The organism is Actinoplanes hulinensis, from assembly GCF_019429605.1.
Classification (GTDB): Bacteria; Actinomycetota; Actinomycetes; order Mycobacteriales; family Micromonosporaceae; genus Actinoplanes; species Actinoplanes campanulatus.
The window spans coordinates 1-14,613 of record NZ_JAHXZI010000017.1 but is presented as its reverse complement, the minus strand read 5'-3'; the positions used below and the strand labels follow the sequence as shown (position 1 = coordinate 14,613).

Sequence of the window (14,613 nt, the reverse complement as noted above, 5' to 3'; positions counted from 1 at the left end):
GGGTATACGGAATCATGGAGAACTACCCCCTGCTCTGGCGCGGAAATCTGCCCGCGAAGAAGGCCGCCGGGCGCCCGCCCCGGCTCAGCGTCGACGCGGTGGTGGCCTCGGCCGTCCGGATCGCGGACGCGGACGGCCTGGAGGCGGCCTCGATGGCGCGGGTGGCGGCCGATCTCCGGGTGGCGACCATGACGCTGTACACGTATGTGCCCTCCCGCGCGGTCCTGGTCGATCTGATGGTCGACCAGGTGCTGCTGACCCGGCGGCTCGGCGCGGACGCGGCGGGCTGGCGCGAGCGGGTGGCGGTCTTCGCGGCGCGGACCCGGGAGATGTTCGTGGCGCACCCCTGGCTGACCGAGGTGTCGCTGGTGCGGCCGCCGCTGGGGCCGGGCACGATGGCCGAGCGGGAGTACATGATCGCCACGCTGAGCGGCCTGGGCCTGCCGGTCGGGGAGATCAACCGGGCGGCGATCACGGTGACGGCCTACGTCTACGCGTTCGCCCGGGAGGCCGGTGAGGACGCGCGGCTCAGCCGGGTCAGCGGGCAGTCCACCGAGTCGTGGTGGTCGGAGCGCGGCGAGTTCTGGGAGAAGTGGTTCGACGTGGAGGCGTACCCGGCGATGACCGCGCTGTGGAACGCGGGCGGCTTCGAGGACCAGGCCGCGTTCGATTACGGCCTGGCCCTGCTGCTGGACGGGATCGAGCGCTCAGTCGAGTGACACGACCGGGTTCCGCAGCTCGCCGATGCCCTGGACACTGACCGAGACGGTGTCCCCCGGGACGATCTTGCTGACCCCGGCCGGCGTGCCGGTGAGGATGATGTCGCCGGGCAGCAGCGTCATGACGTGCGACACGTAGGAGATCAGCGTCGGGATGTCGAAGACCATGTCCTTCGTACGCCCGATCTGGCGGACCTCCAGGTTCTGCGGGTCCTGGCCGACCTCGCAGCGCACCTCGACGTCGCTGACGTCCAGCCCGGTGACGATCCACGGGCCGATCGGGCAGAACGAGTCGAAGCCCTTGGCCCGGGTCCACTGCGGGTCGCTGCGCTGGAGGTCACGGGCGGTCACGTCGTTGCCGCAGGTGTAGCCGAAGATCGCCTTCTCGGCGCCGGCCCGGTCGACCCGGCGGGCGCCGGCGGCCCCGATCACCACGGCCAGCTCGGCCTCCTCCTCGACCTGGCTGGTCACCGAGGGGATGCGGATGGCGTCGCCGGGGCCGATCACCGAGGTGGACGGCTTGATGAAGATCAGCGGCTCCTTGGGCACCTCGTTGCCCATCTCCTTGGCGTGGTCGGCGTAGTTGCGGCCGATTCCGATCACCTTGCTGGAGAAGATCGGGGCGAGCAGCCGGACGTCGGCCAGGGCCCACCGCTGCCCGGTGAAGCGCACCTCGTTGAAGGGCAGGCTGTCGATCTCGGCGACCGTCAGGCCCGAGGAGCCGTCGCCCTCGACGACGCCGAACGACACTCCACCGGCATGAACAAAGCGGGCGAAACGCACGGGTAATCCCATCTGTAGCGGTGCGGGCGCCCGGCTGGTTGCCGGGGCTGTCCCGGCACCGCTGAGACAGCCCCGGCAACCAGCCGGGCATTCCCCTACAACCTATGCCGATCGGGTTTCCGCACCGAGCCGCGGGAATGGTTCCAGGGCGAACACCACCTCGACCGGCACCTCGAAGTAGGTGCAGATCCGCAACGCCAGGTGCAGGCTCGGGCTGAACTCGCCGCGCTCCAGGTAGCCGACCGTCTGGTAGTGCACCCCCAGAGCGTCGGCGAGCTGCCGCCGGGTGATGCCGCGCTCGGCGCGCAGCATCGCGATCCGGTTGTAGGTGACCTCACTGGCCATGCCTCTTCCGCGCTCCCTCAGACGGTCATCCGGGTCATCGCCCGCTCGCGCCGCGCCGCCACCGCCGAACCGGACTCCCGGCGGGCCATCCGGCGCAGAATGCCCGGCGCCAGCACCAGCCCGGCCACCGACCACGCCACCAGCACCCCGGCCGTCTGTGGATGGCGCCAGGAGCCGCCGATCTCCGCGGCCGCAAGGGCATCCGGCAGGAAGGCCGATCGCAGGCCCAACCCTAGCCAGTAGACCGGGAACACCTGCGCGACGCCCTGCACCCAACCGGCCAGCGCCGTGACCGGGTAGAAGATGCCGGAGACCACGGTGAGACCGATGATCGGCAGCATCATCAGCGATGCCTGGCGCGGATTCTCGAAGAGCGCGCCGAGCACCGCACCGAGCGGCATGGTCGCCACGAACGCCAACGGCAGCAGCCAGAGCAGGACCAGCACACCGTCGATGCCCAGGGTCAGGCCGTCCACCAGGAAGAGCCCGGGCACCAGAACGAACAGGCAGCTGACCACGGCCACCCCGGCGACCAGAACGATCTTGCCGATCAGGTAGCCGGTCATCCCGTTCGGCGTGGCCTTGGCCCGCAGCAGTGTGCCGTCCTCCCGGTCCATCGTGAGGTACTGCATCATCGTCATGAATCCGCTGATCACGATGAGCATGGCGAGCGAGCCGACCAGGCTGTGCGCGCCCAGCCCGAACGCGGTGCCGGGAATGGTGCTGTCGCGCATCCAGATGAGCGCGATCACCAGGAAGAAGGCGGGCAGGAAATACCCGAAGAGGTCGGTCCCGCTGCTCATGCTCTGCCGCAACTCGATCAGGCCGCGCCGTAGACCAAGCCCCACCACCCGCATCATCGCGCGCCTCCCTCGGCCTCCTGGACCAACTTCATATACGTCTCCTCGAGGCTGCTCGGCCGCACCTCCAGGTCACCGATCGCGTCGCCGTGCTGGTGGAACAGCTCCCGCACGAAACCGGTCGCGTCCGCCGCCGAGTGCACGAACCGCTGCCCCTCCCGCGTCCAGCGGATCTCCGTCTCGCCGGCCACCTGCCGGGACAGCTCGTCGGCCGAGCCGTCCGCGACGATCCGGCCCTTGGCCAGGATCAGGATGCGGTCGGCCAGCTTCTCCGCCTCGTCGAGGTCGTGCGTGGTCAACATGATCGTGGTCTCGTCCACATCGGTCAGCCGGTGCACCAGATCGTGGAACTCGCGCCGCGCCTCCGGGTCGAAGCCGACCGTCGGCTCGTCGAGGAAGAGCAGCTCGGGGCGCCCGACGATGCCGATCGCGACGTCGAGGCGGCGCCGCTGGCCGCCGGACAGCCGGGCGATCCGGGTGCCCGCCGACCCGGTCAGCCCCACCACCTCGAGCAACTCGTCGACCGGCCAGGGCCGCGGGCGGTCGGCCGTCGAGAACTCCGCGTAGTAGCCGCCGAGATGGTGCAGCAGCTCCCGGACCTTCCATTTGCTGTGGTCGCGCCACGATTGGAGCACCACGCCGAGCCGGGCCCGCCACTGCTCGGCCCCCTGCTCCGGGTCGACACCGAGCACGCGCACCTCGCCACCGGATCGCCGGCGGAAGCCCTCCAGAATCTCGATCGTGGTCGTCTTGCCCGCGCCGTTGGGCCCGAGCAGGACGAGCACCTCGCCGGCGGCCGCCGTGAAGTCGACGCCGGCCAGCACTTCCTTGTCGCCGTAGGACATGCGGAGATCGCGGACCTCGATGACCGGCTCCGCTCCCGGCGTGTCGGCCACGGCGCCCGCGGCCAATACCGATCCCGTCATGTCGAGCACACTATCAAAGTCGTAGTACATGTACTACACATCAGCGCATGTCTTTAGTGCCACTTCTGGTGGCGGAACTCATTCGCGCCAAACGGTGATCGTGTTGATCGCCTTGGCTAGATACATTGGTGCGATGGGGATCAAGCAGGTGAGGGCACTCACCACCACGCTGCCCTCGGTCACCTGGATTCCCCTCGCCCGGGCGCACACCGAGCGCGCCGACCAGATGACCGCGGGCCACCGTGCCCGTCGCGCGACGGGCGACAAGCACGCCATCGAGGACTTTCTGTACGACTACTACGGGACCCGCCCGTCGCTGCTGCGCCGCTGGCATCCCGGAGTCGGCACCGGCCTCTCCCCGGCCCCCGACGGCCTGGCCGAGCACGCCGGCTGGAAGTTCTACATGACGTACGAGGGCGGCGTCGTCACCCTCGACCAGGACGCGTTCATGCACGCCCGCGCCGAGAGCGTCCGCTACATCCACGGTCTGCTCACCGCGACCGCGTCCCGCCCGGTCTTCTCCGGCTGCTTCGGCCTGCACGAGTGGGCCATGGTCTACCGCGACGCGGAGCACCGCCACGAGCTGCCGCTGCGCCTCGGCCAGGAGGGCACCGACCAGGTGGTCGAGCAGCACAGCATCCGCTGCACCCACTTCGACGCGTTCCGGTTCTTCACACCCGAGGCGGTCGGGCTCAACCGGTTGCAACCCACCCGCGCCACGCAGGTCGACCTGGACCAGCCCGGCTGCCTGCACGCCGCGATGGACGTGCACAAGTGGGCGCAGAAGCTCGGGCCAGCCGTCCCGGGCGCGCTGGCCCTGGACTGTTTCGCCCTGGCCGGCGAGATCCGGCTGCTGGACATGCAGGCGAGTCCGTACGATCTGACGTCCTACGGCCACCCCCCGGTCAAGATAGAGACCGCGGAGGGCAAGGCGGAGTATGTGGCTCGTCAGCGTGAGCTGGCCCGCCGGGCGGCCGGTCTGCGCAGCCGGCTGATCCGCGTCTGCGAGGCTCTGCTCGGGCCGGAGGCCGCCGCGCAGAACCGCGAGGCCGTCGCCCCCTTCAATCAGCGCTGATCAGGGAGGACCCGGCTCGGGCGGCTCCGCGCTGAACCACCCGAGCCGAGCCGGCGGCCGTGTCGGAGACCGCCTCCAGCCGGCCCGTCACCTGGGGACGCACTCCACGTGGGCCGCAACTGGGGCCCGGCCTGGCTGCCACATATCGGGTAGTTGCCACCAGGCCGGGCATGACGCTGAGCATACCGCCAGTTGCGTGACGACAGGTAGTCCAGTGACAGGTGCTAAGTACCCGAACGGGTGAGCAGGTGGGATCGCAGAGCCGCCAGCTCGTCGTCGGTGAGACCGATCTCCTTGACGTAGGACTCGACCGATCCGTGCAGCTCACGGAGGTCATCGAGGAACAGGTGCATGGCCTCGGCCGGTGAGTCGAACATGTGGTCCTTGCCCTGGATCGACTCCGGGCTCGTCAGGCGAATGGACTCGGTCAGCGGGCGCATCGCCTCGGTGGTCAGCGCGTAGTCGGCGGCGATGTCCTCGTCGGACACCCCCAGCAGCGACAGGGTCAGCGCGCACACCGTGCCGGTCCGGTCCTTGCCGGCCATGCAGTGCACCACCACCGGCGCGGCCTCCCGGTCGGCGATCAGGCGCAGCGACTCGGCGATGCCCTCCCGGCCGTCCTCGGCGAAGTTGAGGTAGCGGTCGGCCAGCCAGCGGGCGCGCACGGCGTCCTCCGGGTGCTCGAGCCCGTCCCAGTCCACGTGCCGGAGCACCAGGTTGTGGTAGTCGACGCCGTGCGACTCGGCGACCCGGCCGAACTTCTCCACCTCGAGCGGACGCCGCAGGTCGATCACCGTCCGGACCCCGAGAGCCGCGAAGATCCTGGCGTCCTTCTCGTCCAGGCTGTGCAGCGCGTCGGCCCGGAACAGCCGTCGCCAGCGCACCCGGCGCCCGTCGAGACCGGCGTAACCGCCCACGTCCCGGAAGTTGTAGGCCTTGGAGAACGGCAGGTTTCGTGAATACGCTTCGGCCACCACGCCTCCAACCTATCCGCCGGCGCCGATCGCCTCACCGGTCGATCTCGTCACTCTTGCCGGTACGTTGCGTCTCAGCTATTGGATTTCCGGCGTCTACTGCGGTAGCCCGTGGCATGCTTCCACCCGTGACCCACTCCGTGCTGATTATTCGCACCTAGCGCGCCGGCTGACTCTCTCGCCGACGCGCAGACCTCCCGCATCCGCGGGGGGTCTTTTTGTTGTTGCTGTGGGTGACCGACCGAAAGGACATCCCCTGATGGAGTACCAGGTGTTCGACACGACGCTGCGCGACGGTGGGCAGCGCGAGGGAATCAGCTACACGGTCGCCGACAAGCTCGCCGTCGCGCGCCTGCTGGACGAGTTCGGAGTGGGCTTCATCGAGGGCGGCTGGCCCGGCGCCATGCCCAAGGACACCGAGTTCTTCGAACGGGCGAAGACCGAGCTGGAGCTACGGAACGCGGTGCTGGTCGCGTTCGGGGCGACCCGCAAGGCCGGCGTCGACGTGGCCGGCGATCCCCAGGTCAAGGCGCTGCTGGACGCCGGGACCCCGGTGGTCTGCGTGGTCGCGAAGTCCGACATCCGGCACGTCGAACGGGCCCTGCGCACCACCGGCGACGAGAACCTGGACATGGTCCGGGACACCGTCCGGCACCTGGTCGCCAACGGCCGGCGCGCCTTCGTGGACTGCGAGCACTTCTTCGACGGCTTCCGGTACGACCCGGAGTACACCGCAAGCGTGGTGAAGGCGGCCATCGAGGCGGGCGCCGAGCGGGTCGTCATGTGCGACACCAACGGCGGCATGCTCCCTTCGATGATCACCAAGGCGATCAACGAGGTGGTCGAGCGGACCGGGGTGACCCCGGACCGGCTCGGTATCCACTGCCAGAACGACACCGCCTGCGCGGTCGCCAACACGGTCGCCGCGGTCGAGGCCGGGGTCAGGCACTTCCAGTGCACGGCCAACGGGTACGGCGAGCGCCCCGGCAACGCCGACCTGTTCGCCACGGTCAGCAACCTGCAACTCAAGCTCGGGCTGAAGGTCCTACCGGACGGATGCCTGGAGAAGGCGACGCGGGTCTCCACCGCGCTCGCCGAGATCGCCAACATCGCCCCTGACACCCACCAGGCCTATGTCGGGGCCGCGGCGTTCGCCCACAAGGCGGGCCTGCACGCGAGCGCCATCAAGGTGGATCCGCTGCTCTACAACCACATCGACCCGTCGGTTGTCGGCAATGACATGCGGATCCTGGTAACCGAGATGGCCGGCCGGGCCAGCATCGAGCTCAAGAGCCGTGAGCTCGGACTGGACCTGGCCGGCCACCCCGACACCCTGTCGAAGGTCACGCAGCGGGTCAAGGACCTGGAGGCCGAGGGCTGGTCCTTCGAGGCCGCCGACGCCTCCTTCGAGCTGCTGGTCCGCAACGAGCTGCCCGGCGCGGACGTGGCCAGGCCGTTCACCCTGGAGTCGTACCGGGTGCTGGTCGAGCACCGCGAGGACGGCACGGTCATCTCCGAGGCCACCGTCAAGATCCGGGTCCGCGGCGAACGGGTGATCGCCACGGCCGAGGGCAACGGCCCGGTCAACGCCCTGGACGAGGCGCTGCGCACCGCCCTCGGCAACCACTACCCGCAGCTGAAGACGTTCGAGCTCTCCGACTTCAAGGTGCGGATCCTGGAGGGCAGCCACGGCACCAACGCGATCACCCGGGTGCTGCTGGAGACCAGCGACCACAACCGCGAGTGGACCACGGTCGGCGTCCACGAGAACATCGTCGAGGCCAGCTGGACGGCCCTCGTGGACTCCCTGACCTACGGTTTGGCCCGAACCGAGCCGGCCGGCTCCGCTTCGGGCCGCGGGTAATCGCCCTGTAACCGCTGAGTTGGCAGACGGCTGCCAACTCAGCGGCGGCGATCACCGATTGCGGCAGCGACCCTGTCCATGATCAGTTCGATCGCGGCCGCCCCGGGCATCGGGGCCAGTTGACGGCCGTCGCGCAGCCGTAGCGCCACGCTGCCGTCGGCGGCCTCCCGGGCGCCGATCACCGCGAGGTACGGGACCTTCCGGCACTCCCGGATCCGGGCGCCGACCGAACCGTCGTGCAGCACCTCCACCCGCAGGTCGGCGGCCCGCGCGGCGAACTCCCGGGCCGCCTCGTCCTGGTCGGCGCCGACCGGCAGGATCGCCAGCTGGACCGGGGCGTACCAGACCGGGAACGCGCCGCCGTGCACCTCGATCAGGTGCCCGAAGAGCCGCTCCATCGACCCGGCCAGGCTGCGGTGCACCATCACCGGACGGGACCGGCCGCCGCTCGCGTCCACGTACTCCAGCTCGAACCGCTCCGGCTGGTGGTAGTCGACCTGGACGGTGGCGAGGGTCCACTCCCGGCCGGACGGATCGGCCACCTGAACGTCGATCTTCGGGCCGTAGAACGCCGCTTCGCCCGGCGCCTCGGCGTACGAGATCCGCTCCTGCGAAAGCGCGGCGCGCAGCAGCCCCTCGGCCCGCGCCCACATCGCGTCGTCGCCGCCGTACTTCTTCCCGGGCCCGCGCAGCGACAGCCGGTAGGAAACCGGGCCCATGCCGAGGGCGGCGTGCGCCTCGCGCATCAGCCGCAGGACCCCGGCCACCTCGGCGCCCGCCTGCTCCTCGGCGCAGAACACGTGCGCGTCGTTGAGCAGCATCGACCGGACCCGGGACAGGCCGCCGAGAACCCCCGAGCGTTCCGCCCGGTACATCGGTCCCAGCTCGGCGATCCGCAACGGCAATTCCCGGTACGAACGACCGCGCGACCGGAAGATCAGGGCGTGATGCGGGCAGAGGCTGGGACGCAGCACCAGCTCGTCCGCACCGACCCGCATCGGCGGGAACATCTCGTCGGCGAAGTTGTGCCAGTGCCCGGACAGCTCGTACATCCGGCGTCTGCCCAGCGCCGGGGAGTGGACGTGCCGGTAGCCGGCGCGGCGCTCCAGGTCGTACAGATAGGACTCGACCTCGTGGCGGGCGGCCGCGCCGGCCGGCAGCCAGAACGGCAGGCCCGCGCCGATCAGCGGGTCGGAGTCGAACAGGTCCAGCTCGCGGCCGAGCCGGCGGTGATCTACGGACATCGTGGGTCTCCCTCGAGAAACGGGGACCCCGGAACGACACAGCCCCGGGCAGGTCGCCCGGGGCCGTGGTCGTCGCTGTCAGCTCAGCGCGATCGGACGCCGGGACATCCCGGCGTGGTCGTGATCGAGCTCGGCATCATGCCCACGAGGTTAGGCGGCGCCGCCGCGCGCGGCGAGCCAGTTTCGGCGAGTGATCATGCGGCCGGCACCGTCACCCAGGCGATCACCGCTCGGTGGTCCGACTCGGCCACCGGATGGACCTTCACGTCCTTCACCCCGATCCGCTCGTCGACCAGCACATGGTCGATGGTGACCGGTGGGATCGGATCCCCGTCGTACGGCCCCCAGCTACCCACCAGGCCCTCGCCGACGGCGTCGGCGGCGTCCCGGTAGCCGGTGCCGATCAGATCGCGCAGCTGACGGTGATCGAGAGTCGCGTTGAAGTCGCCCATCAGGATCTTCGGCAGCCCGCCCTCGGCCGGCACCTGCTCCCCCAGGTCGGTCGACCAGCCGGGGATCCGGTCCCGCTCCGACGGGGCGAGCGGGTGCACCGACTCGACGTAGATCGTTCCGGCGCCCGGCACCTGGACGGCGGCGTGGGCCTGCTGGAAGCCGCCGGTGTTGCGCTTGGCGGCCTGCTCGGCGAACGGGTAGCGGGAGTAGAGGCCGGAGCCGCTCGCACCCCACTCCGGGGCGAACTGGCGATGGGGCAGGATCTCCTCGATCCCGGCCACCTGCAACGCGTTCTGCCCGCGCTCGGTGAACTCCTGCACGGCCAGCACGTCCACCCGCTGCTCCCGGACCAGCTTCACGACCGCCTCCGGGTCGGCGCCGCTGAACAGCAGGTTCGCCGTCATCACCCGCAACTCGACGCCGCTTTCCGGGCCCTTGTCCGAGTCCGGCACGGCGCGCGGCACCACGGCCACCGCGAAACCGAACGCGATCAGCGCCGCCACTGCGGCGGCCGCCCACCGGCGGGCGATCAGCGACGCGGCGAGCGGGATCAGGGTCCACACCGCGACGTACGGCGTGAACGCCAGGAACATGACCCAGTGGCCGGCCTCCCACCCGAAGGTGCGCCCCAGCAGCCAGACGGCGGCCGGGATCAGCGACAACCAGAGCAGGACGGTGAGAACGATGCGGCGGCGCCGGGCCGGGCGGACCGCCGGCGGCGCGTCGGTGATCGTCATGGCCGCGACGTTATCCGCCCGCCGCCACCGGCCGACGGTCAACGCGGTCCACGTCACATCATCGACGACGGCGGTCGCCGCCCGGGGCGCTGGGACAGTCCCGACAACCAGCCGGACTCCCCCGGCCCCGGGCGGCGGGACGTCAGACCTCGGCGTCGGCCAGGTCGCCGAACTCGGCCAGCTCGTCGCGGATCACCGCGCCGTCACCCTCGACGACCAGGGTCAGCCGGTCGGTCGACAGATGGTCGACGGCCGCCCGGGACACCTGCTCGACGGTCGCCTCCAGATACTCCCGGCGCAGCGTCTCGTAGTAGTCGTCGGGCAGGCCGTGCACCACCAGGCTGGCCAGCGCGCCGGCGATCGCGCCCGGCGTCTGCATCTCCACCGACAGCTGGCCGGCCCGCCAGGAACGCGCCACCTCCAGCTCCGCCTCGGTCACCCCCTCGGCCTCGGTACGCGCGATCTCGCCGAGGGTGTCCCGGATCGCCGGGGCGGTCACCGCGGTCTGCACCCCGGCGGCCACCTCGAAACGGCCGGACCGGCGGGTCATCGCGTACGAGCCGCGGATGCCGTACGTGTACCCCTTCACCTCGCGGATCAGGTGGTTCAGCCGGGACGTGAAGGCGCCGCCCAGCACGGTCGCGGCCAGCGTCATCGGCACGTAGTCGGGGGTCGCCCGCTCCGGTGCCCGGTGCCCCAGCCGCAGCGTCGACTGCACCGAGCCGGGCCGGTCCACCAGGATCGTGCGCCGCCGGTCGGGCAGCACCACGCCGAGCGGGCCGGCCGGCTCCAGCGGCTCCCCCGAGGTGCCCTCGAAGGCGGCCTCGGCGAGCGCGTCCAGATCCAGACCGTCCAGGTCACCGGCGACCAGCAGCACGCCCGGCCGCAGCAGCCACGCCTCGTGGAAGGCGAGCACGTCCTCCACCGTCACCGCGGCCACCGAGGTGGGGTCGCCGTGCAGCGGGCGACTGTACCTCCCGTCGGCGCCGAACAGGTCGCCGCGCAGGGCCGCGTCGGCCCGCGGACCGGGCTGCGCCCAGTCCATCCGCAGCGCGGTCACCTCGTCGTCGCGGACCCGGGCCACGTCCGCCGGGTCCAGCTTCGGGGTCCGGGCGGCCTCGGCCGCCAGACGGACCGCGCCGGCCAGCAGCGGGCCGGGCGCCGACACGCCGACCCGGAAGGCGTCCCAGTCCACCGACGGGGCGAGCTCCGCGCCCAGGCCCTCCAGCGCCAGGGCGTACGCCGCCGAGTCACGCTTGCGGGTGCCCTCCTCCATCGACTTGGCGAGCACCGTGGCGGTGCCCTCCCGGCCGTCGGTCTCCCGGGCGGCGCCGGCGTCCAGCAGCAGGACGGCGCTGGCCAGGATCTGGCCCGGCAGGTGAGCGGCGATCACGGTGCCGCCGTGCGCGGAGATCCGGCGGACGGCCGGGAACGCGTACGGCCGGGCGGCGCCCGGGGCCGGGCGGGACGTGACGAGGGTCATGACTGCTCCCCGGGAACGTAGGTGAGGGTGACGCGGGACTCGGGGCGCAGCACTTCCTTCGCCGCCGCGGTGAGGTCCTCGGCGGTGACGGCCAGCCACTGCGACAGGCGCTCGGCGGCCGCGGCCGGGTCACCGAACTGGGTGGCGTACCGGCCGAGGGTGTCGGCCCGGCCGCCGGCCGTGGACACCTGCCGCCACCAGGCGGTGGTGAGCAGCGCCTTGGCCCGGTTCAGCTCGTCGTCGGTGACCGGCTCGTCGATCAGGCTGCGCATCACGTCGGACAGGCCCGCCTCCAGGGTCTCCAGGGAGACGCCGTCCTTGGCGGTGGCGGTGACGATCAGCGGGGCGGGGGCGTGTGCCAGGTCCACGCCGTACGCGCCGACGTAGTCCGGCTGGGCGATCCGGGCGCCGTCGGCGAGGCGCTGGTAGAGGCGACTGCCCCGCCCGTTGCCGAGCACCGTGGCGAGGACGGTCATCGTGTCGTACCCCTTGGTCCCGAACGGATAGGTCCGGTGCGAGAGGTAGATCCGCGGGGCCGGCACCGCGGCCGTCACCTCCTCCCGGGCCGGCTCGGGGGCCGGGGCGGGCAGCGTGCCGTCCGGCGCCGGCGGGATGTCCGGCACCGTGGCGATCGCTCCGAAGTACTTCTCCGCCAGTGCGAACACCTCGGCCGCGGTGGTGTCGCCGACGACCGTGAGGACCGCGTTGTTCGGCGCGTAGTACTGCTGGTGGAACGCCTTGAAGGTGTCCAGGTCCGCCGCGTTCAGGTCCTCCATCGACCCGATCGTGGCGTGATGGTACGGATGGCCCTGCGGGTAGAGCAGCGGCAGCAGGCGCAGCCAGGCGTCGCCGTAGGGCACGTTCTCGTACCGTTGACGCCGCTCGTTCTTCACCACCTCGCGCTGGTTGTCCAGCGTCTCCTGGGTGAGCGCCGGAACCAGCCCGCCCATCCGGTCCGCCTCGAGCCACAGCGCCAGCTCCAGGTGCTCGGAGGGCATGGTCTCGAAGTAGTTCGTCCGGTCCGGGTTGGTCGTCGCGTTCAGCGAGCCGCCGTTGCCCTGCACCAGCTTCATGTGCTCGGTCTTCTTCACGTGCTGCGAACCCTCGAACATCAGGTGCTCGAAGAGGTGCGCGAACCCGGTCTGGCCCGGCGGTTCGTGGCGGGAGCCGACGTCGTACCAGAGGTTGACGCAGACGACGGGCGCCGTCCGGTCCTCGCTGACGACGACGCGCAGGCCGTTCGCGAGCCGCGTGGTTTCGATGGGCCACGGATAACCGGTCGTGGCGACCGGTGCGATTGGTGACGTCACCCGACCAATCTTGCCCTGTCCTGGACGATTCCGGCGCGACCGGATGTCAATCTCGATGGCGCGTGATCACGGCGGGTGCGATGCTGGGCGCCGTGTCCGAGGACGTGCCCCAGGGAGAATGACCAGATGGCTGACGTATCGATCCGGCCCGGCCTGGCCATCCCCGAGGCCGAGCTGAGCTGGCGGTTCTCCCGCTCCAGCGGCCCGGGTGGGCAGGGCGTGAATACGACGGACTCGCGTGTTGAGCTGTCCTGGGACCTAGCGGGGTCCGACCTACTCTCGCCCGGGTTGAAGGCCAGAGCCGTCGAGCGGTTGGCCAGCCGCCTGATCACCGGGGTACTGACGATCACAGCGTCGGAGCACCGCTCCCAGCTTCGCAACCGAGAGGCTGCCGAAGCGCGGCTCGCGTCCGTCGTCGCGGCGGCCGTCGCGCCGCCGCCGCGCGCCCGGCGTGCGACGAAGCCGACGCGTGGATCGGTCGAGCGGCGCATCGCCGAGAAGAAGCGGCGTGGCCAGGTAAAACGGGGACGACGTGGAGACGTCGACTGAACATGCTCGACTGCGTAGAAGCCCCGTCCCGCGATTTCCTTGGACGGGGCTTCTACGCAGTCGAAGAGGGCCCTGATCGCGGCTACTGCCGCAACCGCGGCGAGGACTGTGCTTGAGACGGTGAGCGCGTAGGTCCGGCGCGAGGCGATCGGTTACCTGCCGTGTCTCGTGGATCTCCTCGAGCAAGCGCGCCGCTGCACGGGTGGCCGGCGGTGCTCGTCGGTCAGCCTGCCGCCTGGACCGTTCCGTTGGCGTTCGTCGTCATGGTGGGCGTCTCCCTGTGCACCGCGGGTCGCGTGCCCGCCGACGTGGGCGCCACGATGTTGCGCCTGCACGCACCCGAGTCCCTGCGGGGTTGAAGCATTTAAGGATCTTTAAGGTACGAACCCCGTCCGCTGGCGAACGAGGCACGTAAACACGGGCATGAGGAGATCACGCAGCAGTGCATACCGGCGGCCGGGCAGTGGACTCACCGGGCGCAACCGCAAGATCGCCATAGGACTTGCCGCTGCGGCTCTGGCCGGCACCGCGTTCGCCGTCAGCACCGGCATGAGCAACGCCGCCACGAACGCCGGAGCCAGCTCCGGTAGCATTGACGCTTTGGTGCCGGCGCTGGGTTTCAGCCCGGGCAATCCGAACGCGACGGCCGACCGCGTGGGCCCTACCGGGGTAAACGTTCCCGGTCGCTGCCCACCCACTCAAGCCCAAGTGAACGCGCAGGTAGCGCTCAAGAATGCGAACTTTCCGAGTGGAACGGACCTCGAAAGCCGCATCCAACGTTTTGAAAAAACCTTGTCGGCGATTCAAGACTTGAAATGCCCCGCATCTTCCACGACTTTGCTGGGCCGCTTGAACTCCTTGACCGCGCTGCGCGGAAACGCGAACCGCGATAACATCCTGCGTGGTTTGGGTTTGAACGAAACGCCAGCGGACAAAGCCGCCGCCACAGGATCCGGTGACGCGGCCGCGAGTGGAGCGACGGGGAACGCCGGAGCCAGCTCCGGTAACATTGACGCTTTGGTGCCGGCGCTGGGTTTCAGCCCGGGCAATCCGAACGCGACGGCCGACCGCGTGGGCCCTACCGGGGTAAACGTTCCCGGTCGCTGCCCACCCACTCAAGCCCAAGTGAACGCGCAGGTAGCGCTCAAGAATGCGAACTTTCCGAGTGGAACGGACCTCGAAAGCCGCATCCAACGTTTTGAAAAAACCTTGTCGGCGATTCAAGACTTGAAATGCCCCGCATCTTCCACGACTTTGCTGGGCCGCTTGAACTCCTTGACCGCGCTGCGCG

At 70.4% G+C, this 14,613-nt stretch carries 14 protein-coding genes and 1 pseudogene; 6 read left to right on the top strand and 9 right to left on the bottom strand.

What is annotated here, in order from left to right:
- Positions 1 to 14: 14 nt before the first annotated feature.
- Positions 15 to 719 carry a TetR/AcrR family transcriptional regulator gene (locus KZ829_RS29270; protein WP_220147142.1) on the top strand — a complete coding sequence of 235 codons (705 nt, stop codon included), beginning with the start codon at positions 15 to 17 and terminating at the stop codon, positions 717 to 719.
- Here KZ829_RS29270 and KZ829_RS29265 read toward each other — a convergent pair.
- The 4 genes from KZ829_RS29265 to KZ829_RS29250 all read right to left on the bottom strand — a co-directional run bounded on the left by KZ829_RS29265 (position 708) and on the right by KZ829_RS29250 (position 3,633).
- Positions 708 to 1,502, bottom strand: coding sequence for a fumarylacetoacetate hydrolase family protein (locus tag KZ829_RS29265; protein WP_183216623.1), 795 nt, complete (start codon positions 1,500 to 1,502; stop codon positions 708 to 710). The genes KZ829_RS29270 and KZ829_RS29265 overlap by 12 nt on opposite strands.
- A 102-nt stretch (positions 1,503 to 1,604) precedes the next feature.
- Positions 1,605 to 1,847: a helix-turn-helix transcriptional regulator gene (locus KZ829_RS29260; RefSeq protein ID WP_183216626.1), complete on the bottom strand. Its 243-nt coding sequence runs from the start codon at positions 1,845 to 1,847 to the stop codon at positions 1,605 to 1,607.
- 17 nt (positions 1,848 to 1,864) lie between these two features.
- Complete coding sequence (locus KZ829_RS29255; RefSeq protein WP_220147141.1) at positions 1,865 to 2,707, bottom strand: ABC transporter permease; 843 nt, start codon at positions 2,705 to 2,707, stop codon at positions 1,865 to 1,867.
- Complete coding sequence (locus KZ829_RS29250) at positions 2,704 to 3,633, bottom strand: ABC transporter ATP-binding protein (protein WP_220147140.1); 930 nt, start codon at positions 3,631 to 3,633, stop codon at positions 2,704 to 2,706. The genes KZ829_RS29255 and KZ829_RS29250 overlap by 4 nt, the downstream gene beginning before the upstream one ends.
- 133 nt (positions 3,634 to 3,766) lie before the next feature.
- Here KZ829_RS29250 and KZ829_RS29245 point away from each other — a divergent pair, with 133 nt between their 5' ends.
- On the top strand, positions 3,767 to 4,708 hold the full coding sequence (locus tag KZ829_RS29245) for a 3-methyladenine DNA glycosylase (protein WP_220147139.1): 942 nt from the start codon (positions 3,767 to 3,769) through the stop codon (positions 4,706 to 4,708).
- Positions 4,709 to 4,932: 224 nt separating this feature from the next.
- Here the strand turns inward: KZ829_RS29245 and KZ829_RS29240 are convergent, their stop codons facing one another.
- Positions 4,933 to 5,685 (bottom strand): tyrosine-protein phosphatase, encoded by a 753-nt coding sequence (locus KZ829_RS29240; RefSeq protein ID WP_220147138.1) that lies wholly within the window; start codon positions 5,683 to 5,685, stop codon positions 4,933 to 4,935.
- Positions 5,686 to 5,941: 256 nt separating this feature from the next.
- On the opposite strand from KZ829_RS29240, the gene cimA reads away from it, so the two are divergent.
- On the top strand, positions 5,942 to 7,546 hold the full coding sequence (gene cimA, locus KZ829_RS29235) for a citramalate synthase (RefSeq protein ID WP_220147137.1): 1,605 nt from the start codon (positions 5,942 to 5,944) through the stop codon (positions 7,544 to 7,546).
- Positions 7,547 to 7,584: 38 nt separating this feature from the next.
- Here cimA and thrS read toward each other — a convergent pair whose 3' ends face one another.
- The 4 genes from thrS to KZ829_RS29215 all read right to left on the bottom strand — a co-directional run bounded on the left by thrS (position 7,585) and on the right by KZ829_RS29215 (position 12,773).
- Entirely contained in the window at positions 7,585 to 8,790 is a 1,206-nt protein-coding gene (thrS, locus tag KZ829_RS29230) for a threonine--tRNA ligase (RefSeq protein WP_220147136.1), read from the bottom strand.
- A 194-nt stretch (positions 8,791 to 8,984) separates the two neighbouring features.
- The gene (locus tag KZ829_RS29225) at positions 8,985 to 9,980 is read right to left on the bottom strand and encodes an endonuclease/exonuclease/phosphatase family protein (RefSeq protein ID WP_220147135.1); all 996 of its coding nucleotides are present in this window, start codon (positions 9,978 to 9,980) and stop codon (positions 8,985 to 8,987) included.
- Between the two features lie 142 nt (positions 9,981 to 10,122).
- Positions 10,123 to 11,463 carry a M16 family metallopeptidase gene (locus KZ829_RS29220; protein ID WP_220147134.1) on the bottom strand — a complete coding sequence of 447 codons (1,341 nt, stop codon included), beginning with the start codon at positions 11,461 to 11,463 and terminating at the stop codon, positions 10,123 to 10,125.
- Entirely contained in the window at positions 11,460 to 12,773 is a 1,314-nt protein-coding gene (locus tag KZ829_RS29215) for a M16 family metallopeptidase (RefSeq protein WP_220147133.1), read from the bottom strand. Before KZ829_RS29215 ends, KZ829_RS29220 begins: the two co-directional genes overlap by 4 nt.
- 126 nt (positions 12,774 to 12,899) lie before the next feature.
- Here KZ829_RS29215 and arfB point away from each other — a divergent pair, with 126 nt between their 5' ends.
- The 3 genes and pseudogenes from arfB to KZ829_RS29200 form a co-directional block, all read left to right on the top strand.
- Entirely contained in the window at positions 12,900 to 13,322 is a 423-nt protein-coding gene (gene arfB / locus KZ829_RS29210; RefSeq protein WP_220147132.1) for an alternative ribosome rescue aminoacyl-tRNA hydrolase ArfB, read from the top strand.
- A gap of 191 nt (positions 13,323 to 13,513) precedes the next feature.
- A pseudogene (locus KZ829_RS29205) lies at positions 13,514 to 13,681 on the top strand (cation acetate symporter); the annotation flags it as partial.
- A gap of 64 nt (positions 13,682 to 13,745) precedes the next feature.
- The coding region (locus KZ829_RS29200; protein ID WP_220147131.1) for a hypothetical protein at positions 13,746 to 14,613 on the top strand (868 nt) is incomplete at its 3' end.